This is a genomic window from Tessaracoccus pujii, from assembly GCF_055326215.1.
This window is the reverse complement of the sequence record NZ_JBUZNP010000001.1, coordinates 289,091-310,415: the sequence shown is the minus strand read 5'-3', so window position 1 is coordinate 310,415 and position 21,325 is coordinate 289,091. Positions and strand designations below refer to the sequence as shown.

Sequence of the window (21,325 nt, the reverse complement as noted above, 5' to 3'; positions counted from 1 at the left end):
ACTCAGCTGAGGCCGAGGGCGTCGTACGCCGTCAGGGCCTTCTCCCAGGAGCCTTCGGCGTCGTCGGTGCCTTCGACGTCGAGGCGGTTCAGCGCGTCGGTGACGAGCTGGGCGAGCGCGAAGTAGTTCGGGCCCTTGAAGGGCGCGACCTCGATCGCGGTGGCGCGGTCGGCCAGGATCTGGCCGGTGGGGGCGTCGTTGAAGAACGCGTTGGTCTGATCGAGCAGGGCCGGATCCGTGAGGGCCTCGACCTGCGACGGGAAGGTGCCCTTGGCGGTGAAGGCCTTGATCTGCTGCTCAGGGGCGGTCAGCCATGCGGCCAGCTTCTTGGCCGCATCATGGTTGGCGCCCTGCTCCGGGACGGTCAGGTACGAGCCGCCCCAGTTGCCGCCGCCGCCGGGGAACACGTTGGCGATGTCCCAGCCCTCGACGCCCTCGGCGTTGCCCTCGATGACGCCCAGCATCCAGCCGGGGCACAGCATCGTGGCGAACTTGTCGGTCTGGAACGCATTGGTCCAGTCCTCGCTCCACTGGGCGAGCCCGGCAGAGAGGTTGTCGTCGACCGAGGCGGTGGCGATCTGGTCGTAGATCGCCTTGATCTCGGAGTTCTCACTCAGCGGGATCGGTGTGCCGTCGGAGTTCTCGAAGGGATTCTCAACCTGGTTGACCATGCCCTGGAACGTCGCGGAGGCGGAATCGAACCAGGCGACGCCGCCGGACTTGGCCACGTAGTCCTTGCCGACGCTGAAGTAGTTGTCCCAGTCGCCCTCGAGCAGCGCGGCCACTTCCTCGCGGTCGGTGGGGAAGCCGGCCTTCTCCATGAGATCGGCGCGGTAGCAGATGGCCTCGGGGCCGATGTCGGTGCCGTAGCCGATGACCTTGCCGTCGTCGGTGGTGACGGCAGCGGTCTTCCAGTCCAGCCAGCGTCCGTCGAGTTCGGGGTCGGCCAGGTCGACGAACTTGTCCGGGTACTGCATGAGCTCGGTGAGCCAGTCGATCTCGATGGCCTCGATGTCGGCCAGGCCGGAGCCTGCGGCGAGGCGGGTGTTCATGTTGTCGCGGGCCTCGTTGGAGGTCGCGGCCTTGCGGGCCTCGATGGTGACGTTGGGATTGTCGGCCATGTACTCGGTGAAGAGGTCCTCGTAGCCGAACTCGTTGAAGGTGGCGACGGTGAGAGTGACCTTCTCGTCGGGGTTTGCCGACGCGTCGGGGGACGTGGTGGCGTCCGGGGTGCCCGACGAGCAGGCGGTGAGTAGGGCGCCGACGCAAGCGACGGCGGCGAGATTACGGATGGCAGCACGCACGGTGACTCCTTTGTAAGAACTGTGCTTCTCCTGCGAGAGCGCTCTCAGCTTCGGTGCTGAATATTTAGAGAGCGCTCTCAGGGATACGGAAAGACTAACCGGGCGCGCGGAGAGAGTCAACTCACGTTACCCAGTTGTGATAATCGACGCCGTATAGCCGTCGCGGGTCAAGGGGCCCGATGAGCCTGATCCACGGCTCGAGCGACGGTCGCGCCGTGAATGGTCGAATCCCGACGGCGACTCTGGGTGCAGGCTCAACGTCCGTCGTCGAACCGCGTGTCAGGCTCATCGGGGGTCCGTAGACCGCGAGTCAGCGCAGGGCCCCCGGCCCGTAGCGGACGGAAGGGGGTCAGTCCGCTACGGGAGCGGCGTTCTCTGTGGCGCCGGGTGATCGCAGGACCTGTCGGGCCAGTGCATGACCAGAGAGGCAGCTTCGAACCACATCTCCTCCGTTCGTGAGGAACGAGGAGAGGAAACCTGCGTTGAAGGCGTCCCCGGCCCCGGTCATGTCGCGCACGTCGTCGACCGGTGTCACAGGGACGGTTGCGACGTGTCGACCGTAGCTGAAGGCCTGAGTCGCGTCCTTGCCGTGTCTGGCCAGGAGTACGGTGTCGAAGGAGCCCAGGTTGGGGCCAGGACGATCGCCGTCGGAGAGCCCCAGGTAGAGCGATTCGTCCCGGTTGGCGGAGATGAAGTCCGGCTGCAGGTCCACCATCAGGCCGAGGAAGCGGTCCACTCCGAAGTGGTCGATCATCCCCACGGATGAGACGTCGAGGGACACCCGACCGCCTCTGCGCTTGTGTTCGCGGACAACCTCCCCGACGGCGGCGACGGTGCTCCCCGCCTCGAAGGAGTAGGCGGTGAGATGAAGGATCTCGAGATCGTCCAGCCAGGCCGGGTCGACCGATTCGAGCATCGCGCTGGCGCCCCGACTGGGAAACATCAGTCGCTCACCGTGCTCGTCGATGAGAACCACGATCAGGCCCGTGGTCCCGCGCACCTGCATGCGGACATCGACGCCGCAGCCCTCCAGCTCCCGGGTGAGTGCGAGACCTGCGAGGTCGTCACCGACGCACCCGATGAACCGTGTCGGATAGCGCGATGCGGCGAAGGCTGCCACATTGGCCGCAGAACCGCCACGGGTCGTCCTGATCATCGAGCGCGTGTCCGTGGCGTGCCGGATTGGCTCCAGTTGCCACACGACCACGTCCTGGACGACGTCTCCGATGACCCCCAACATCAGGCCGGCCTGGCGACCAGCTCGGTGGCGATCTCGGCGGCCAGCCGTGCGTTGTTGTAGTACAACGCGACGTTGGCGTCGAGGCTGCGACCCTCGGTGGCGACGCGGATGAAGTCGAGGAGAAAGGGCGTCGACGCCTGGCCGCTGATGCCCTGTTCGTCGGCCGCCGCCCAGGCGCGCTCGAGGACTCCGTCGAGCTCGCGGGGATCGAGCTGCTTGTCGACCGGGATCGGGTTGGCGACCAGGATGGCGCTGCTGAGGCCGAGATCGCTCTGGGCCGTGACCATCGTGGCGATGTCACCAGGGCTGTCCACGCGCGCGGTCAGGTCGTAGCCGGAATCGGTGACGTAGAAGCCGGGGTAGCGGTCGGTGCGGTAGCCCACCACCGGGACGCTCAGCGTCTCGAAGCGCTCAAGCGTCGCGGGGATGTCCAGGATCGCCTTCGCACCGGAGCTCACCAGGACGATCGGGATCTGGGACAACGCGGTAATGTCGGCCGACTCATCGAAGGTCGTGGACGCCCCGTGATGGACCCCGCCGAGACCGCCGGTGGCGAAGACGTCGATTCCTGCGGCCTTCGCGAGGAACGCGGTTGCAGCGATCGTCGTGCCGGCGTTCTTCCGCGTGACCGCCGCGTAGGAGAGGTCGCGGATGGATGCCTTGGCCGCTGCGTCGTCGTGGGCAAGTTCATTGATCTCGGCGGCGGTGAGACCGACCACCGGGCGGCCGTGGACGACGCCGATCGTGGCCGCGACGGCGCCCAGTTCGCGGATGATCTCCTCGCCCCTGAGCGCGACTTCGACGTTGCGGGGCCGGGGGAGACCGTGGGTGAAGATCGTGGACTCGAGGGCCACCACGGGAATGCCACGGTCGAGGGCGTCCTGTACGTGGGCGGCGACGCGGAGCGAGAGATCGGTCATGGGGTGCCTTTCGGAAGCGAAACGGATGTCTCTGATTGACACTAAGGCTAGGGCGTAGGTCCATGCCTGAAAAGCATCAAATGGGTATCAGGTGATAGCGTTAAGGCATGGAGGTGACCATCACGCAACTGCGCGCGTTCGCCGCCGTGGCGGAGGCGGGGCACTTCGGTCGCGCCGCTGTCGAGCTGGGCCTGTCGCAGCCGACGGTGAGCAAGGAGGTCCAGCGTCTCGAGCGGGCCGTCGGCGTACCGCTGTTTCTCCGGTCCCCGGCCGGCACGAAGCTGACCGATGAAGGGCGGCGTCTCCACCGCCAGGGAGTCGGAGTACTCAACGCCCTCTCGGAGTTCAGAGCCGCGGCTGACGGTCTCCGGCGTGAGGTGCGCGGAAAGGTGCGAGTAGCGGGTTCCCCCAGCATCGTCAACCGGCTGCTGCCGCAACTCCTCAAGACCGTGCACGAGCAGGTCGAAATGGCCATCGAGGTCATGGAAGTGGAGACCGGGTCCGTTCTCTCGGCGGTCGAGCGCGGTGATGCGGATCTCGGCATCGGGCATCTTCTCGGTCGCTCGGCACGGGTTCAGACCCGCCGCATCGGGCGGGACGAGTTGAAGGTGCTGGCCCATCGGTCGCTGTTGAACCGCGCCACCGCCGCTCAGATGGCGGGTCTGGACGGCCTGCCGCTCCTCATCTGGCCACGCGAGCAGCATTCCGCCTACTTCGACCTCGTCGTCGAATCCTGCCGCAGCCGAGGGCTGGAACCACTCATTCTGACGGGCACCTCCAGGATCTCGGGTTCGTGGTCCTACTACCTCCAGGAGGCGCGGGCCTTTGCCGTCGTGCCGGCCGACTTCGCCGAGCGGGAAGCGCGCCACGACCTCGTCTCCGTGGCAATGGTCCCCCCGGCAAGCGTCCCGCTCGAAGTCGCTTGGGGAGGGCACGGGTCGGCGGGCCGAGTGCTCCAGATCCTCATGGATCTGACGGCCCCCCTTCGTGTCAGCGGTGTGAGGCGATGAAGCGCTCCACGTGGGCACGATCGACATAGGAAGACTGCGCCCCCAGCTTCTGCACCGACACCGCGCTCACGGCCGTGGCGAAACGCACCGCGTCCTCCAGCGCCACTCCGCGGGCCAGTTCGGCAGCCACTGCCCCGACGAAGGCGTCACCGGCCCCGGTGGTGTCGACGGCGTCGACGCGATAGGCGGGCACATGGACCACAGGCCCTCCGTCGGTGATGAGCGATCCGTCCACGCCCAAGGTGATGACCACCGAACGGGCCCCGGCGAGCAGCAATGCCTGCGCGAGCACCTCGAACGGCGCGTCCGGCGCGATCGCTGAGTTGCCCAGCACCTCGCGGGCCTCCGTCTCGTTGACCACCAGAGGGTCGCAGTGCCTCAGCGTCGCTGGGGAGAGAGTCCGCGCCGGGGCGGCGTTGAGCAGCAGCCGCACCCCGGTGTTCCCGACCACCTCAACAACGTGGAGCACAGTCTCAAAGGGGATCTCGAGTGCGAGGACCAGCACGCCTGCGCCCAGCCATGTATCTCTCAGGGCGTCGGCCGCTGGGATGTCCATCAGAGAGTTGGCTCCAGGAGAAACCACGATCGAGTTTTCCCCGTCGGGCGTGATCTGGATCAGGGCGCATCCGGTGGGTACGTCCGCTCGCATCACGTGGGACGTGTCGACTCCGGCGCCCCCCAGCGCCGACAGCAGTAGGTCCGCATTGCTGTCGCGGCCCAGGGCACCCAGGAACGTCACCGATGCGCCGCATCGTGCTGCTGCCGCCGCCTGGTTCGCGCCTTTCCCGCCGGGAAACAGGTGGAGATCTCCGCCCAGGAGGGTCTCGCCGCCGGACGGGCGTCGGTCCACGTGTACCACCAGGTCCGCGTTCGCGCTGCCGAGGATGACGACGGTTTCCGACTTGTCGACTGCTGAGGAAGGGCTCAGGGGCAGCGCGCTCACAGCGTCGCACCCCCGTCGACGACCAGTTCGGTTCCGGTGATGTAGCGCGCCTCCTCGGAGCCGAGCCACCGCACGGCCCGGCCCACGTCTTCGGGGTCCAGTCGGGTGATGGGCATCGGTAGCGCCAGGGATCCCGCGCCGCCGAAGGACGATTGCCACGCCTCAGCGGCAGGGTTCTGTGTCATGTGCGTGGCCGTTCCGCCGGGATGCACCACGGTGACCCTGATGTTATCGGCTGCCAGTTCCAGCGCGAGGGACTTGCAGAGTCCCACCAGGCCGCTCTTGGCGGCTGCGTAGTGCCCGATGGTGGCCAGTGGCTTGACCGCCGCGGTCGAGCCGATCATCACGATGGCTCCGCCGCGGCCGCCCGCCCGGAGGGCGGGCACAGCCGCCCGTACCGTGTTCCAGCTGCCTGTCAGGACGACACCCAGCATCGTGTCCCACTGCTCGTCGGAGGCCTCCCAGGTGCTGGGCGGCCAACTCGCGACGCCGGCGTTGGCTACGACGGTGTCGAGCCGGCCCCAGAGATCCATCGCGTGGCTCACGGCCAGCGACAAGCTGGGGAGGTCGCGCACATCTGCGGTCATCGCGGTGGCGACGCCACCGGCTGCTCGGATGTCGTCGGCAGTGGCCGTGAGAGCCGACCGCCCCGATGTCGAGTAGGTGAGGTTGGCTAGGGGCTGCTCCAAGTCCGTGACGAGAACTTTCGCGCCCGCCTCCGCCAGAAGCAGGGCCGTGGCTCGGCCGATCCCACGGGCGGCCCCCGTCACGAGGGCCACTTTTCCGGTGTAGTCGATCACGACGTCACTCCGTCGGGGTCAGGGCGTCGCCGAAGGAAGCCACGAGCGCCACGGCGTCGTCGGCGATGGTGTCGTCGCACTCCAGTACCACGCGGCAATGCGCGCCCTCCTGTGCCGGGTAACCGCGATAGATCCCCCGCAGATCGCAGATGGTCTGGCCGTGGGAGGGGCCACCGGACACGTCCACCTCGACATGGACGACGGGTGCCAGCGTGATACGCAGGGTGCCGGCTGCCGCGGCGACGGCCATGGTGTCGTGCATGGTGGCGCGCCATTGGCTGAAGTCGTTGTGCTGGAAGAACTCGCCGTAGAACTGGTGGATTCGCGAGACGTATCGTCCGAGGGACCCGCCGGCGTCGAGGACAGCACGACGCTCGGGGGTGATGAGCGTCTTCATCGTGACGTCCAGCCCGACCATCGTGATCGGCCACGGGGCGGCGAAGACTGCCTGCGCCGCCCAGGCGTCATGGGCGATGTTCGCCTCGGCCACCGGGGATACGTTGCCCGGGGCCTGCGCCGTTCCGCCCATCAGCACGACCTCCTTGATCAGGGAGGGTAGTTCCGGCTCCAGCCCCAGGGCCAGAGCGACGTTCGTCAGCGGCCCGACCGGGACCAGGGTGATCTCACCCGGATGGCGCCGCGCGAGCCGGACGATCTGTTCCGCCGCCGTCCCCGGAACAGCCGGTCCGACCGAGCGGCCGGTGCCGGCGTTGCCCTGCCCGTCGTCGCCGTGGACGTGATAGGCGAAGGACGCCTCCCCGCCCAGGAGCGGGCCGGCCGCTCCTCTGGCGACAGGCACATGGCCCATGCCCACCATCTCGAGTGTGTGGATCGAATTGCGCGTCCCGGTTGGCACGTCGACGTTACCCCACACCGTGCCCACACCCACCAGGTCGATGTCGGGGTGCAGCGCCGCGTACAGAATGGCGAGGGTGTCGTCAACGCCGGTATCGCAGTCGAGGAGGATTTTGGTGGGCATCAGAGTCCGTTCTTCAGGGTGGCGTCGAGGTCGACGAGCCGGCCGATGAGTAGGTCGCGGAAGCGGTCCGCGTCGACGTCGAGCGCGACATCGCAGTTGGGTTCGCGCCCGGGGCGCTTCCGGAAGTCCACGACGGTCATCCCAGCCGTGAGCCGGCCGACGTTCTCGACGTCGACGTGCAGGTGGCGCGTCGTGATGACATCGGGCTGTACCACTGCCGCCAGTGCCAAGGCGTCGTGCTGCGCGGCGCCGCCATCCAGCCCCGAGTAGGCGTGCTCTCCGTAGTGTCCGAGCATCCGCGCCACCATCTCCGCGATGGGTCCCCCTGACTGATCCAGCGGTGCGAAGTCGCGTGGGAAGAGGATCGCGCGGTGCGTGACGTTGAGCCCGACCATGGTGATGGGCACCCCGAAGTCGAAGACCCGGGCCGCGGCATCAGGATCGTAGTAGATGTTGAACTCTGCGGCAGGGGTGGCGTTGCCCAGCACATCCAGGGTGCCGCCGCCCATGATGACGATCCGCTGCAGTTTGCGGGCGGTGTCGGGGTGCAGCGCCATGAAGGCGGCGACGTTCGTCAGCGGACCGATGGCCACCAGGGTCACCGGCTCGCTGCTGCTCTCGACCAGACGGACGAGCAGTGGGATCGCGGGCTCGAGGGTCCGGGTGGAGAGCGGCAGTTCGTAACCGCCGAAGCCGTTGTCGCCGTGGACGTTGCCGTCCGGCACGGTGTCGCGTCGCCATAGCGGCGCGGCGGCGCCGTATCCGATCGGAACGTCCAGGTCGAGCAGGTCGGCGAGTGCCGCTGCGTTGACGGCGGTGTGGTGGAGTCCGGTGTTGCCGGCGACGGCGGTGAGGCCCAGGACGGTGACCTCGGGCGAGGCGACCGCGAGCATGATGGCGAGTGCGTCGTCGATACCGGGGTCCGTATCGATGATGATGGGGACAGGCATGATGGCTCCTAGTCGGTGGTCAGCGGGCCGATGTGGTGCTGAGCGTCTCGATGGCGTCGCCCACGAGATCGGCGAAACGTTGCCAGTCGAGGGTCATCGCGACGTTCGTCGTCGGCTTACCCATGGGAAGGCCCTCGTTGGCGGCGTGGTGCATCCCGGGGACCGACTCGAAGTTGGTCACGGTCATCCCCTTGGTCCACTGGCCGTGCAACTCCACTGTGACGAACGCCTTGGCCGTCGTGAAGACCGCGGGGTCGGCGATGGCTGCGACGCACACTGCGTCGTGGACCGGCGGATAGTCGAACTCGTAGAACTCCTTGTACGCACGTCCGACGAAGCCCCAGATGTCCAGGACGAACCGCGACAGGTCGCCGCCCAGGTCGCGGATCCGGTTCTGAAGCTCGGCCGTGGCCAGGGCCTGGTGCGTGAGGTCGAGACCGACCATGGTGACGTCCCAGGCGCCGCGGAACACCGCCTCGGCGGCCTCCGGGTCGACGTAGATGTTGAACTCGGCGGCAGGGGTCGAGTTACCGCGGGTGTAGGAACCGCCCATGAGGACGACGGACTTGACCCGGTCGATGATCGCCGGTTCCTTGCGCATCGCCAACGCGATGTTGGTCAGCGGTCCCACCGGCACGAGGTGGACGGTCCCCGGTTCCTCGGCCATCACCGTGTCGATGATGAAGTCGACCGCGTGGCGTGGATCCAGCTCGAACGTCGGATCCGGAAGGAGCGGGCCGTCCAGTCCAGTGGCCCCGTGGATGTCCTCGGCGACGACCTGGGGCGTGACGAGGGGGAGGCTGGCGCCGGCGGCCACGGGAACCGTGATGCCGGCGGCCGCGCACACAGACAAGGCGTTGCGGGTGACCTTCGGCAGGGTCTGGTTGCCCGCGACGGTGGTGATCCCGAGCAGGTCGATGTTGGGATTCCCAGCGGCCAGCAGGATCGCGATGGCGTCGTCGTGTCCTGGGTCGCAGTCGATGATGATCTTTTGGGGCATGTGAATTCCTTCAGAGGGTGCAGATGCGAGAAACCGAAACGGGTCGGGGGGAGGGATCAGGGACGGGCGGGGGCGGTGACGCTCTCGAGGGCGCGCCTCGCCCTCGATGCCAAGGCGCTGCGAACGCGGAGCGAAGCGAGCACGAGAGCGCCGATGGTGATGACGTAGGGCGTCATCAGGGCGAGTGACGGGTTGGCCCCTGCCAGGCCGAGTCGATCGGCGAACGCGTCGGCGACGCCGAAGATGAGGCAGGCGATGAAGGTCCGGTAGGGACGAGCCAGTCCGAAGGTCAGTGCGGCCACCGCGATGAAGCCCCGGGAGCTGGTCATGTTGGCCGTGAAGGAGCCGAGTGCGGCCATCGACAGCTGAGCGCCGGCCAGACCTGACAGGGCACCGGAGATGATGATCGCGATGAACTTCACCCGCGAGGCGTTGATGCCTGCAGCCAGGGCTGCCTGCTCGTCCTCGCCCACGGCACGAAGGTGCACCCCGTAGGGCGTGCGGTACAGAACGAACGCGTAGAGAGGCACCATGAGCAGGGCCAGCCACACCAGGATCGTCTGATTGTTGATCGCGTCGCCGAGGAGGGGGATGTCGCCGATCGGTCCGAGGTCGATCCTCGACAGGTTCGACTTCACATTGCCGGGGGTCACGCCGGGGTTGCCGTAGAACACCTGCAGCAACAGGATCGTGGATCCCATGGCCAGGAAGTTGACGCCGATACCTACCATGATCGGGTCGGCCTTGAATACGAGGGAGGCAACGGCGAAGATCACCGCGAGCAGCATCCCGGCGCCCACGGCGGCGAGCACACCGACGTACGGGCTGCCGGTGGCGGCGCCGACGACGACGCCCGTGAACGCTCCGACAAGCATCATGCCTTCGAGGCCGATGTTGAGCACGTTGCCCATCTGGGTGAAGGCGCCGCCGATGGCGGCGAGCAGGATCGGCGTGAGCTTGGTGAGGATGACGGCGAGCATGGTCACCGTGAACAACTGGGACAGCACATCGGTCACAGCGATGCTCCTTCGGTGGTCGCAGTGGTCGGCTGGGTCAGGTCGGGTCTGCGCACCCGCCTGCGCCACCAGTTCCAGGTGAAAGTGGCCGTGATCATGATGATGATGAGGCCCTGGAGGATACTCACGAGGGGGAAGGGCACGCCTGCGGTCTGCAGCCCCGTCGATCCGCCGAGCATGGTGGCGTAGAACAGAGCGGCCGGCAGTGCGAGCCACGGGTTGAGGCGGGCCAGGAGCGCCACGGTCATCGCCATGAAACCGAAGCCGGGCGAGAACTGCTGGAGGAACCGGCCCCCGTTAGGGCCGAGGACGAAGAGGGCCCCTGTGAAGCCGGCCACGGCACCAGACACCATCATGACCTGCATCGACATCCGAGAGGCCGACACCCCGGTGTATTCCGCGAAGTCGTTCATCTCGCCAAGTTGCCGCACCCTCGCGCCCCACGGCGTCCGGTCGAAGATCACCGCGATGAGAACTGCGGCCGCGAGGGCGAGGAGCAGGTCAGCCCCGAGCCCGTACGTGGAGCTGAACATGGTGAGCCGGGCCTGGGGGGCGATGTGGCGGGTTCCGGCGATGCCTGCGGAGGGGTCCTGGAATGGCCCGGACACGAAGTACTGCGTGAGCAGCTTCGCGATGTCTGTCAGAAGGAGCGTGGTGACGATGATGTCGACCCGCCAGCGGGCCAGCAGCGCGCCCGGGAGCAGCCCCCAGAGCCCGCCCGCGACGGTTCCGAACAGCAGAACGAGGGGAATCAGCACTGGGGCCGGGAGATCGGGGAAGGTGAACCCCGCGAACGCGCCGAAGAACGCGCCGAGGAACATCTGGCCTTCCGCGCCGATGTTGAAGAACCCGGCTCGGAAGCTGATGATCGTGCCAACGGCCAGGATGGCCAGGGGGACGAACGCGGCGATGATCGACGCGATCCCGAAGGGCGAACTCCAGCCGGACAGGAACAGCGCCGAGTACGCGGTGAGCGGATTCTTACCGATGGCGAGGATGACGATGGCGCCGAGGACCAGGGCCGCGCCGATCGCCAGGAGTGGCTGGAGGGCGCTGGTGAACGCGTTCTTGGCGAACTCGGCGAAGAAACCCGAGGCGTGGGGGAGTGCCGTGGCCGCGACTCGCGCCGCCTCCGCGTCGGTCAGGGGAGCCGCAACCACCTCGTCGTCGGCCACCTCGGCCACTTCGGCGTCCCCGGTGGAGCCGCTGGCCGCGAGCTCCTCCTGCACCCGGCGGTGCCGGGCCTCCGCCTCTGCGAGCGCTTCGGGGGTGGGGGCGACGCCCGCCATAGCCAGGCCCACGGCCACCTCGGACATGTTGGCCTGGGTGAACTCGGCGACGATCTCGCCACGGAACATGACGAGCAGCCGGTCGGACAGGCTCATCACCTCGTTGAGGTCAGCCGAGAACAACAGAACGCCCGCCCCTGCGTCGCGCGCCGCGACGATCGAGTTGTGCACGAACTCCATGGCGCCGACGTCGACGCCTCGCGTCGGTTGGGAGACCATGAGCAGTGCAGGCTCATTCGAGAACTCGCGGGCGATGATGACCTTCTGCATATTGCCGCCGGAGAGCGTGGAGATGACCGTGTCGGGTCCGGCACCGCGGATGTCGAACTTGGCGATCAGCGATGAGGCGAGTTCGCGCATCTTGCGAGCGGAGAGCCACCCCTTGGTGACGATGGGGTGCCGCATGTGGGTCGCGGCGATGTTCTCCGCAACAGTGAGGCGCGGTCCGCTGCCCTCGTGGTGGCGGTCCTCGGGGATGTAGGCGAGACCGAGGTCGCGGCGTGCGGCCACTGAGGCCCGCGTGACGTCGCGCCCAGCCATGGTGATGGCCCCCCGCGGCGCCTTGTACATGCCGGCGATCGCGGCTGCCAGTTCGGACTGTCCGTTTCCCTCGACGCCGGCGATGCCGACGATCTCACCACGCCGCACTTGCAGGGAGAGGTTGCGGACGGCGAGTGCGCCGCGCTTGTCGACGGCGCAGACGTCGCGCACGGACAAGATCTCATCCCCGGGAGTGGCGGGCCGGTGCCTGATGCGCAGCAGCACCTCGCGGCCGACCATCATGGCTGCGATGTCGGTCTGGGAGAGGCCTTCGGCCGGTCGTGTCCCCACCACCTTGCCGTCCCGGATCACGGAGACGGTGTCGGCGATGGCGAGGACTTCGCCGAGCTTGTGCGAGATGAACAGGATGGCGCACCCCTGCTTGGCCAGCTGGCGGATGACAATGAAGAGCTCATCGGTCTCGGCCGGAGTCAGCACGGCGGTAGGCTCGTCCAGGATCAGCAGCCGCGTGTCGTGCGAGAGTGCCTTGATGACCTCGACGCGCTGCCGTTCCCCGACCGACAGTTCGCGCACGACGTCGTCGGGATTGACGGGAAGTCCGAACCGCTCCGATAGCTCGCGCACGCGCGCTCGCATAGGCTCCGCGTCCAGCGTTCCCGCCCTAACGGTCTCCTTTCCCAGAAAGATGTTCGCGGTGACCGTGAGGCTGGGGACGAGCTTGAAGTGTTGGTGCACCATCCCGATTCCCAAGGCATCGGCCTTGCGGGGATCGCTCATGACGACGCTGCGGCCGTCGAAGAAGATCTCGCCGGAATCGGGCTGAAGGTTGCCCGACACCATGTTCATGAGCGTGGTCTTGCCGGCGCCGTTCTCGCCGACCAGGGCGTGGACCTCACCGGGGTAGATGGTCAGCGAGATGTTCTCGTTGGCGACTTTCGGTCCGAAGGTCTTGGTGATGTTGCGCAGCGCGAGAATCGGCTGGTCCATTCCGGCTCCTAGGCGGGATAGTGGGGTGGGGGTTGGTGGCGGGGAGGGCGCACCCTCCCCGCCACCAACAGGGGATCAGCCGTTGTAGGTCGGGACGGTCAGTTCGCCCGAGACGACCTTCTGCTTGTAGTCCTCGATCTCGTCGATCACGGACTGGGGGACGATGTCGCCGTTGTCCGCGAAGTCCAGGCGGACACCGTCGTTGGCCAGGCCGTAGGGGGTGGTGGTTCCGAACTCCAGTTCGCCGGCCTGGGCCGCCTCGATGGTCAGGACCAGCGAGTGCGCGATGTTCTTCGTCATGGAGGCCAGGACGTGCCCGGGCTGCAGGCCGTTCTGGTTGCCGTCCACCCCGATGCCGTAACGCCCTGCGTCCTTGGCAGCCTGGAGCACGCCGATGCCCGCACCGCCGGCGACCTGGAACACGACGTCAGCGCCGTCGTCGAACATGGCCTTGGCCTGGTCGTAGCCCTTCTGCGAGTCGGTGAAGTTGCCGACGTAGGTGGTGAGGACCTCGATCGACGGGTCGACGGCCTCGACACCAGCCGTGAAGCCAGCCACGAAGTCGTTGATGACCGGGATGTCCATGCCGCCCACGACGCCGACCTTCTTCCCCTCACCGGAGAGGGGGAAGTCTGCCTTGTTCGTGGTCACCTGCGCGGCGAGCACGCCGGCGAGGAACGATCCCTCGTTCTGCTTGTAGATGACGCTCGCCACGTTCTCGTGCTCGAAGACGTTGTCGTAGAAGATGAACTTCTGCTCCGGGAACTTGGTCAACGCCTCGGACAGGATGTCGGTCATCTGGGCGGATCCGAGGACGACGAGATCCCAGTCGTTGCCGGAGACGGATTCCAGGTTCGCCTTCCACTGGCTGGGGTTGTTGGCGTCGGCCTGCAGCGTGGTGGTCTTGTGACCGGCGGCGGCGAGCTCCTGGATGCCGCGCTCGGCATCGTCGAAGAAGCCCTGGTCGCCGAGATATCCGTTGACGACGTTGGCGACCGAGAGCAGGTCCCCGTCGGTCGCGGCGCTCTGGGAGTCGGAGGGGGCAGGTGCGCTGCTCGTCCCGCCGTTGGGGCTGGAGCAGGCGGTCAGGGCCAGGACACCGGCGGCAATGGCCGCGGCGGCGCGGATGCGGATGTTCATCTCACTCCTCTGTGGGATGGGTGGGGGCGTACCGGCGGGTGTGCCGGCGTCCCGCTAGGGCGTCTGCGGAGGGCATCCGCAGGATTCCCGGATCACCAGCTGGGTGGACAGGATCCGGGTGGTGCCGAGGTCGGCACCGTCCTCGCGCGACTCGATGAGTCCCGCGAGAAGTTCGATGATGGCCGTTGCGACGGCCGCGAGTGGCTGGGCGACCGTAGTCAGCCGAGGGTAGGTGTAACGGCCCGCCGTGATGCCGTCGAACGAGGCCAGCGCGATGTCGGCTCCAGGGAGCTTTCCCGCGTCGAAGATGGCGCGCAGCACGCCGATCGCCTGGAGGTCGCTGCCGACCAGGACCGCATCGACATCCGGGCGGCTTGCGATGAGGGCCCGGGCCGCGTCGTATCCGGCCTCGGCCGTGAAGGGGGTGTGGACCACGAGACCCTCGTCGACGTGTACGCCAGCCTGCTCGAGCCCGGCGCGCCAACCGATCACGCGATCGAGGGCCGGGGGGGCGTCAGCGGAGCCTGTGATGCAAGCGTGGACGAGGCGCCCGTGCTCCGCCAGGTGGAGTGCGGCCGCGCGGGCTCCGTCGACGTTGTCGACACTCACCGTGGGGACGTCCACACCGGCGGCCCGGTCGGTGAACACGACGGGGATGCCGCGGCCCCTGGCGGCCGCCAGGGCGTCCTGCGCGGAGTCGGTGATGGGGACGACGACGAGCCCGTCCACCTGCCGGTCCGCGAAGGTGTGGACGTAGTCGAGGACGTGACGGCCCTCGTCCGATGCGTTGCCGACGACTACCGTGTAGCCGGCCGCGAACGCCGCGGCTTCGATGGCTGAGGCGAGTTCGGCGAAGAAGGGATTCGCCACCGCGGGGACGATGAGGCCGATGGTGTGCGTGCGGGAGATGGCCAGCGCGCGGGCCACGGCGTTGGGCCGATAGCCCAGCTCTTCGATGGCCTCCTCGACCTTACGGCGGGTGGCGGCCGAGACGGGGTGCGAGCCGTTGGTGACGTAGGAGACGACTGCGGGCGTGACCCCCGCGAGCCGAGCAACGTCGACGCGACGAACCATGCTGAACCACCTCCTCGTGGGGCCCCCGGGAAGGCGCCGTCGCCTTGCGTTACCCGGGTTTCGTGAGAGTAGCTAAACACGCCTCGGCGCGCATGTCAACTGATTTGAAACAGGGGTTTCGTCATGGCGCACGTCCTAGGCGGGCAGGTGCTGCCCCCCGACGCTGAGCCGGCGGTTCGGGAGAGCGGAACGCCCTGTCAGGCCTGGGGACGGAGGAGCGGGTAGAGGATGGTCTCCCGGATCCCGACACCGGTCAGCAGCATGATCAACCTGTCGATCCCCAGGCCGAGCCCACCCATCGGCGGGACGCCGTACTCGAGCGACTCGATGAAGTCGTTGTCGAACTGCATCGCCTCGGGATCACCGCCCGCCGCCTTGACCGACTGCGACAACAGCACCTCGCGCTGGATCACCGGGTCCACGAGCTCGGTGAACCCGGTGCCCCGTTCGAGACCGCCGATGATGAGGTCCCACGCCTCGACCTTGCCGGGCTCGGTGCGGTGCTGGCGGGCGAGAGGCTGCGCGATCGACGGGTAGTCGTAGACGAACGTGGGCTGCAGGAGGTCTGGCTCGACGATCTCGGCGAACAGTTCCATCACCATCTTGTCCGCGGCCCACTTCGGGTCGTACTCCACCTCGTGGGCGTCCGCGTGGCGGCGCAGCACCTCGACGGGGGTGTCGACGGTGATCTCCTCGCCCAGCCGCTCGGACAGCGTGGGGAAGACCGACAGCCAGGCCCACTCGCCGTCGAGGTCGATGACGCCCTTGGGCGTCTCGATCTGCCGCGACCCCACCGCGTCCGCGGCCGCCACGACGACGTCCTGGATGAGCCTGGCGATGGTGCGCTGGTCACCCCAGGCCATGTAGGCCTCGAGCATGGTGAACTCCGCCGAGTGGGTGGAGTCGATGCCTTCGTTGCGGAACACGCGGCCCATCTCGAACACGCGGTCCGCGCCGCCCACCATGGTGCGCTTCAGGTGCAGCTCCAGGGCGATGCGCAGCGTCATGTCGATGTCGAACGCGTTGATGTGCGTGGAGAACGGCCGCGCGGCGGCGCCGCCGTGCACCAGCTGCAGGATGGGGGTCTCCACCTCCAGGTAGTCCCGGGCGTAGAGGGTCTCACGGATGGCCCTGGTGATGGCGGAGCGGGCGCGCACCATCTCGCGGGCGTCCTCGCGGACGATGAGGTCCACGTAGCGTCGGCGGACGCGGGCCTCCTCGGACAGGTCCTTGTGCATGACCGGCAGGGGGCGCAGCGCCTTGGCCGCCATGCGCCACTGGCCGGCCATGATGGACAACTCGCCGCGCTTCGACGAGATGACGCGACCGGTGACCCATACGAAGTCGCCCAGGTCCACGTCCGTCTTCCAGGCAGCCAGGGCCTCGTCGCCCACCTCGGCCAGCGACAGCATGACCTGCAGGCGCTCGCCGTTGTCGTCCGGCGTGAAGCCGTCCTGCAGCGTGGCGAACGCCAGCTTCCCGGTGTTGCGGATGAACACGACGCGGCCGCCGGTGGTCACGACGTCCTGCGTCTCCTCGCCGGCCTCCAGGTGTCCCCAGGCGGCGCGGATCTCGCGCAGCGAGTGGGAGCGGGAGAGGTCCGCGGGGTACGCCTGCACGCCGGAGCCGAGCAACCGGGCGCGCTTCTCCTTGCGGACGGCGGTCTGCTCCGAGTCGCTGTGCTGGGGAGTAGGGGTATCGGTCACGCCGGTCATCCTAGCTGTGGCGCTCAGGCCCAGCTCACGCGCACGCCGTCGGCCGTGGTGTCGAACACGACGCCCGCCAGCGAATCGACCGCCCAGTCGGCCCCGAGCTCGTCGGCGGTGTGTTCGGTCAGGACGCCGAGCACCGGCATGCCTGCGGCACGCGCGGCCGCGACACCCGCGGGCGCGTCCTCGCACACCAGGCAGCGGGATGCATCGACGCCGAGGCGTGCGGCGGCCAGCAGGAAGCTGTCCGGGGCGGGCTTGCCCCGCTCCACCTGGTCACGGGTGACGATGACGCTCGGGCGCGGGAGTGCCGTGGCGCCCAGGCGCGCGTCGAGGAGGGCCGTGGTGCACGACGTGGCGATGGCCCGCAGGTGGGCGGGGATGGCAGCGAAGGCGGCTGCCGACCCAGGAAGCGCGACGACGCCCTCGGTGTCCGAGATCTCGAGCTCGTCGATGCGGGCGCCGGCGGCGGGCGCGATGTCCGCGGGCACGAGGGCCCGGGCAACCGCCTCGGCCGGCCGGCCGGTGTACTGACGAAGCGACTCCAGGTCGATGCCGTACTCCCGGGCCCAGATGGCGTAGGCGCGGTGCATGGACGCGACGGAGTCCGCGAGGGTCCCGTCGAAGTCGAAGATGACGGCGTCGAATGTGCCGAGCGGGGTCACTTCCACAGCGTCATGCCGGTGAAGGACACCACGATCAGGCCGAGCCCGATCACAAGGTTCCAGTCTCCGAGCGCTCGCATGAACCCGATGTGTTCGTAGGCCAGGTTCCAGGTCACCATCCAGGCGACGCCCACCAGGCCGATGGGCAGGAACACGGCAGGCACCCACGAGCGGCCGGCCGGGGCGAGCCGCGCGGTCTCGCCACGCCTCTCCACCAGCTCGGACTTCGCCTTCGCCTTGCGCTTGTCCTCTGCCGTCTTGCGAACCTTGGATTCAGGCACACTTGCCTCCTTCGTCGGACACCCAGCCTAGGTCAGAGCCGCAGATTCCCCCACATCGGCGGGTACCGTGGGCACATGACCATGTGGCGCGCGATCACAGAACGGATCCCGCGTGTGCGCGCCAACATGGGAAAGAACCAGGAACGGCCCCGGTCGGGCCGCGGACGCGTCACCACGGTGCTCGTGTGCCTCCTGGCGGGGTTCATGATGACGGTGGCCGCGCTCGCGGCGCGGGGCACCGATCTCCGCTCGGACCGCACGGCGGACATGCGGGACCTCATTGTGTCCCAGGGCCGCCGCAACTCTGAGCTGCGCGAGGAGGCGGACCGGATCCGCGCCGAGGTGGAGTCCCTGGTACCCGAGGCAGCCGGCACCGATGTGCTGGCGGATGAGGTGGCCCGCGCGGAACTGGCGGCGAGCATGGTGGCGGTGGTCGGGCCTGGGCTCCGGGTGACGCTCACCGACGCCCCCGCAGACGTCAAACCCGCCGGGGTGGACGACGACGCCCTCGTGGTCCACCAGCAGGACATCCAGGCGGTGGTCAACGCACTGTGGGCCGGTGGCGCCGAAGCCATGACCATCCAGGGTCAGCGTGTGGTGGCCACCACCGGCATCAAGTGCGTGGGCAACACCGTCGTCCTCCACGGCATCCCCTATGCGCCGCCCTACGTGATCGAGGCGATCGGGGATCAGGAGCGTCTCCTGGCCGGCCTCGACGACTCGCCGGCGGTGCAGATCTACCGTCAGTACGTGGCCGCCTACGGCCTCGGGTACGCGGTGGAACGACCCCAGGGGCTGGAGTTCCCGGCGTTCAGCGGGTCTACGGGCGTCCGCCTGGCCCGGGTATCGCGCTGAGCCACCGGGGACGGACCGGGGTTCCCGCCCCGCGGTGGCACAATGGCCGCGTGGCAGCCATCCTCGTGATCGACAACTACGACTCGTTCGTCTACAACATCGTGTCCTACCTGGCGCAGATCGGCGCCGAGGTGGAGGTGTGGCGCAACGACGACCCGCGGTTCGCCGAGGCGGGCTGGCACGACCGCTTCGACGGTGTCCTGCTGTCGCCGGGTCCCGGCACGCCCGAGGAGGCAGGTGTCTGCGTCGAGGTGGTGCGGACGCTCGGCGGCGTGAAGCCGCTGTTCGGCGTGTGCCTGGGGCTGCAGGCGATGGCGGTGGCCTACGGCGGCGTCGTGGACCGGGCCCCGGAGCTCCTGCACGGCAAGACCTCCCCGGTGTTCCACGAGGGCAAGGGCGTGTTCCGGGGCCTGCCCTCGCCCGTGACCACCACGCGCTACCACTCCCTGGCCATCGTCGAGGACACCGTGCCGGACGTGCTCGAGGTGACCGCCCGCACCGAGACGGGCGTCATCATGGCGGTGCGGCACCGCAGCCTCCCGGTGGAGGCGGTGCAGTTCCACCCCGAGTCCGTCCTCACCGAGGGTGGCTACCAGATGCTCGCCAACTGGCTGGCCGAGTGCGGGGACACCGACGCCCCGGCCCGGGCCGTCGACCTGTCGCCCCTGGTCACCACCACCCTCGGCTGACCGCCCCTCCGGGCGGCCGAGGGCTCAGGGTGTCGTCGACGGAGAGACGCTCGGGTCCGGCTCGGTGCTGGGCGTCTCCGACGGAGTGGGGTCCGGCGTCGGGGTCTCCGACGGAGTGGGGTCCGGCGTCGGGGTCTCCGACGGCGTCGCGGTGACCGTGACGACCGGGGGTTCGGGCTCCGGCGGGGCCACCGCCACCTTGACCTTGATCACCGTCGAGCGCTCGAGGACAGCACCGGCGGGTTCGTTCTGATCGAACACAAGTCCGGGGGAGACCTCGTCGGTCTCCACCTCTTCAGCCTCGATGGTGAACCCTGCGGCCTCCGCCTCGTCACGCGCGGCGGACAGCGTGCGGTCCGTGAGCCTCGGCACCACCGACGTCCCGGTGGCCACCTGCAGCACGATCTCCCTGTCCGGAGCCACGGTGGCCCCGGAGGCGGGGTTGACCGACACCACGTTGCCGGCGACAGCGTCTATGGGTTCGGTGGCCGGGTCCGCGTCCTCCTCGGTGACGTTGGTCAGCCCCGCGGTCTCGAGCAGCCGTCGCGCCTCGGCGACGGGGATGCCGGTCAGATCGTCGGGCACCGTTCTCACATCCGGGCCGCTCGAAACCACCAGCGTCACCGTGGAGCCGGGCTCGACCAGCTCGCCGGAGTCCGGATCCGAGTCCAGGACCAAGCCCTTGTTCTCGTCGGTTCCGGCCTCGAACGTCACGTTCGGCACGAGGTTCTTGTCTGTCAGCAGGTTTTCGGCGGCGAGTTGCGTCTGGCCCACCACCGTCGGTACCGCCACGGTCTCCACGACGGGCTCGGGCGGGTTGAGCAGGCTCCAGAGAGCCACTCCCATGGCGATGAGAATGAGGCCGGCGATGATGGCCAACGCGATGACGCCACGGTTGGAGCGGCGGTCGGTGTCCCTGACCTCATCCACCCTGACTGGCGAGAGGGCCGGCGACGGTGCCGCGGCAGGCACCGGCGCGAGGCCACGCCTCGCGGTGGTGGTCATCGGGTCGCTGGGGATGACCTGCGTGGGGTTCTCCGTGGGCAGCGACGCCAGGACCGGCTGCCCGTTGAGTGAGCGGAGGATGTCCTCGCGCATCTCCGAGGCGTCCTGGTAGCGGTCCCGGGGGTCCTTCTCCAACGACTTGAGCACGATGGCGTCCATGGGCGCGGTCACCTCGGGGTCCACGTGCGACGGCGGCACCGGGATCTCCCGGACGTGCTGATACGCGACGCTGACAGGCGAATCGCCCTTGAACAGGGGCTGGGAGGTGAGCAGCTCGTAGAGCAGGCAGCCCACGGAGTAGATGTCCGAGCGGTTGTCCACCTTCTCGCCACGCGCCTGCTCGGGGGAGAGGTACTGCGCGGTGCCGATCACGGCAGCGGTCTGGGTCATGGTGGCGGAGGTGTCCGCGACGGCGCGGGCGATGCCGAAGTCCATCACCTTGACCGTGCCGTTGGGGGTGAGCATCACGTTGGCGGGCTTGATGTCGCGGTGGATGATGCCGGCGCGGTGCGAGTACGCCAGCGCGTCCAGGACGCCCGCGGTGAACTCCAGCGCACGCTCGGGCACGATCTTGCGGCCGTCGCGCAGCACCTCCCGCAGCGTCACGCCCTCCACCAGCTCCATCACGATGAACGGCACCGAGATGTCAGAGGAGGCGTCGCGTTCCTCGCCGGTGTCGTAGACCGCCACGATGTTGGGGTGGTTGAGCCCGGCGGCCGACTGCGCCTCGCGGCGGAACCGGGCCTGGAAGGTGGGGTCGCTGGCGAGATCCACGCGCAGACGTTTGACCGCCACGTCGCGCTCCAGGCGCAGATCCCGGGCGCGCCACACCTCGGCCATGCCGCCTCGACCGATCACCTGGTCGAGTTCGTAGCGGCCGCCGAGCAGCGCTCCTCGCTCTGTCATCACTTACCGATCCTTCCGGATAGTCAGGCACCATACTGCGTCATGGACCTGAGAGATGTCTG

The 21,325-nt window shown here is 68.3% G+C and carries 19 protein-coding genes; 3 read left to right on the top strand and 16 right to left on the bottom strand.

The annotated features are described in order from the left end of the window. Nucleotides 1-2 precede the first annotated feature (2 nt). The 3 genes from ACZK5N_RS01340 to ACZK5N_RS01330 all read right to left on the bottom strand — a co-directional run bounded on the left by ACZK5N_RS01340 (nt 3) and on the right by ACZK5N_RS01330 (nt 3,464). Nucleotides 3-1,304, bottom strand: a complete 1,302-nt coding sequence (locus ACZK5N_RS01340) for an ABC transporter substrate-binding protein (protein ID WP_463624574.1) — start codon at nt 1,302-1,304, stop codon at nt 3-5. A gap of 349 nt (nt 1,305-1,653) precedes the next feature. Then, nucleotides 1,654-2,544, bottom strand: coding sequence for a carbohydrate kinase family protein (locus ACZK5N_RS01335; protein WP_463624573.1), 891 nt, complete (start codon nt 2,542-2,544; stop codon nt 1,654-1,656). Then, on the bottom strand, nt 2,544-3,464 hold the full coding sequence (locus ACZK5N_RS01330) for a pseudouridine-5'-phosphate glycosidase (RefSeq protein WP_459018067.1): 921 nt from the start codon (nt 3,462-3,464) through the stop codon (nt 2,544-2,546). The genes ACZK5N_RS01335 and ACZK5N_RS01330 overlap by 1 nt, the downstream gene beginning before the upstream one ends. Before the next feature lie 107 nt (nt 3,465-3,571). On the opposite strand from ACZK5N_RS01330, the gene ACZK5N_RS01325 reads away from it, so the two are divergent. Then, nucleotides 3,572-4,474: a LysR family transcriptional regulator gene (locus ACZK5N_RS01325; protein ID WP_459018065.1), complete on the top strand. Its 903-nt coding sequence runs from the start codon at nt 3,572-3,574 to the stop codon at nt 4,472-4,474. Here the strand turns inward: ACZK5N_RS01325 and ACZK5N_RS01320 are convergent. The 12 genes from ACZK5N_RS01320 to ACZK5N_RS01265 form a co-directional block, all read right to left on the bottom strand. Beyond that, nucleotides 4,455-5,417 carry a ribokinase gene (locus ACZK5N_RS01320; protein ID WP_459018063.1) on the bottom strand — a complete coding sequence of 321 codons (963 nt, stop codon included), beginning with the start codon at nt 5,415-5,417 and terminating at the stop codon, nt 4,455-4,457. The two genes, ACZK5N_RS01325 and ACZK5N_RS01320, sit on opposite strands and share 20 nt — an antisense overlap. Continuing rightward, nucleotides 5,414-6,217 carry an SDR family oxidoreductase gene (locus ACZK5N_RS01315; RefSeq protein ID WP_459018061.1) on the bottom strand — a complete coding sequence of 268 codons (804 nt, stop codon included), beginning with the start codon at nt 6,215-6,217 and terminating at the stop codon, nt 5,414-5,416. The genes ACZK5N_RS01320 and ACZK5N_RS01315 overlap by 4 nt, the downstream gene beginning before the upstream one ends. A 4-nt stretch (nt 6,218-6,221) precedes the next feature. Further along, nucleotides 6,222-7,196: a nucleoside hydrolase gene (locus tag ACZK5N_RS01310; RefSeq protein WP_459018059.1), complete on the bottom strand. Its 975-nt coding sequence runs from the start codon at nt 7,194-7,196 to the stop codon at nt 6,222-6,224. Beyond that, nucleotides 7,196-8,146 carry a nucleoside hydrolase gene (locus ACZK5N_RS01305; RefSeq protein WP_459018057.1) on the bottom strand — a complete coding sequence of 317 codons (951 nt, stop codon included), beginning with the start codon at nt 8,144-8,146 and terminating at the stop codon, nt 7,196-7,198. Before ACZK5N_RS01305 ends, ACZK5N_RS01310 begins: the two co-directional genes overlap by 1 nt. A gap of 19 nt (nt 8,147-8,165) precedes the next feature. Continuing rightward, nucleotides 8,166-9,146, bottom strand: coding sequence for a nucleoside hydrolase (locus ACZK5N_RS01300; RefSeq protein ID WP_458995247.1), 981 nt, complete (start codon nt 9,144-9,146; stop codon nt 8,166-8,168). 56 nt (nt 9,147-9,202) lie between these two features. Continuing rightward, the gene (locus tag ACZK5N_RS01295; RefSeq protein WP_458995246.1) at nt 9,203-10,162 is read right to left on the bottom strand and encodes an ABC transporter permease; all 960 of its coding nucleotides are present in this window, start codon (nt 10,160-10,162) and stop codon (nt 9,203-9,205) included. After that, nucleotides 10,159-12,939 (bottom strand): ATP-binding cassette domain-containing protein, encoded by a 2,781-nt coding sequence (locus tag ACZK5N_RS01290; RefSeq protein WP_463624572.1) that lies wholly within the window; start codon nt 12,937-12,939, stop codon nt 10,159-10,161. The genes ACZK5N_RS01295 and ACZK5N_RS01290 overlap by 4 nt, the downstream gene beginning before the upstream one ends. 75 nt (nt 12,940-13,014) lie before the next feature. Next, nucleotides 13,015-14,079 carry a BMP family lipoprotein gene (locus ACZK5N_RS01285; protein ID WP_463624571.1) on the bottom strand — a complete coding sequence of 355 codons (1,065 nt, stop codon included), beginning with the start codon at nt 14,077-14,079 and terminating at the stop codon, nt 13,015-13,017. A 54-nt stretch (nt 14,080-14,133) separates the two neighbouring features. Next, the gene (locus tag ACZK5N_RS01280; RefSeq protein WP_463624570.1) at nt 14,134-15,153 is read right to left on the bottom strand and encodes a LacI family DNA-binding transcriptional regulator; all 1,020 of its coding nucleotides are present in this window, start codon (nt 15,151-15,153) and stop codon (nt 14,134-14,136) included. Nucleotides 15,154-15,350: 197 nt separating this feature from the next. Next, on the bottom strand, nt 15,351-16,859 hold the full coding sequence (locus tag ACZK5N_RS01275; RefSeq protein ID WP_463624569.1) for a lysine--tRNA ligase: 1,509 nt from the start codon (nt 16,857-16,859) through the stop codon (nt 15,351-15,353). Between the two features lie 23 nt (nt 16,860-16,882). Beyond that, on the bottom strand, nt 16,883-17,527 hold the full coding sequence (locus ACZK5N_RS01270; RefSeq protein WP_463624568.1) for an HAD family hydrolase: 645 nt from the start codon (nt 17,525-17,527) through the stop codon (nt 16,883-16,885). After that, nucleotides 17,524-17,808, bottom strand: a complete 285-nt coding sequence (locus ACZK5N_RS01265; protein WP_459018043.1) for a cell division protein CrgA — start codon at nt 17,806-17,808, stop codon at nt 17,524-17,526. The genes ACZK5N_RS01270 and ACZK5N_RS01265 overlap by 4 nt, the downstream gene beginning before the upstream one ends. 75 nt (nt 17,809-17,883) lie before the next feature. Here ACZK5N_RS01265 and ACZK5N_RS01260 point away from each other — a divergent pair, with 75 nt between their 5' ends. Together ACZK5N_RS01260 and ACZK5N_RS01255 are read left to right on the top strand one after the other, a co-directional pair. Further along, nucleotides 17,884-18,663, top strand: coding sequence for a DUF881 domain-containing protein (locus tag ACZK5N_RS01260; RefSeq protein ID WP_463624567.1), 780 nt, complete (start codon nt 17,884-17,886; stop codon nt 18,661-18,663). A gap of 50 nt (nt 18,664-18,713) precedes the next feature. Continuing rightward, nucleotides 18,714-19,352 carry an aminodeoxychorismate/anthranilate synthase component II gene (locus ACZK5N_RS01255; RefSeq protein ID WP_459018039.1) on the top strand — a complete coding sequence of 213 codons (639 nt, stop codon included), beginning with the start codon at nt 18,714-18,716 and terminating at the stop codon, nt 19,350-19,352. A 24-nt stretch (nt 19,353-19,376) separates the two neighbouring features. On the opposite strand, the gene pknB is transcribed toward ACZK5N_RS01255, so the two are convergent. Beyond that, nucleotides 19,377-21,263 carry a Stk1 family PASTA domain-containing Ser/Thr kinase gene (gene pknB, locus ACZK5N_RS01250; protein ID WP_463624566.1) on the bottom strand — a complete coding sequence of 629 codons (1,887 nt, stop codon included), beginning with the start codon at nt 21,261-21,263 and terminating at the stop codon, nt 19,377-19,379. Nucleotides 21,264-21,325 lie beyond the last annotated feature (62 nt).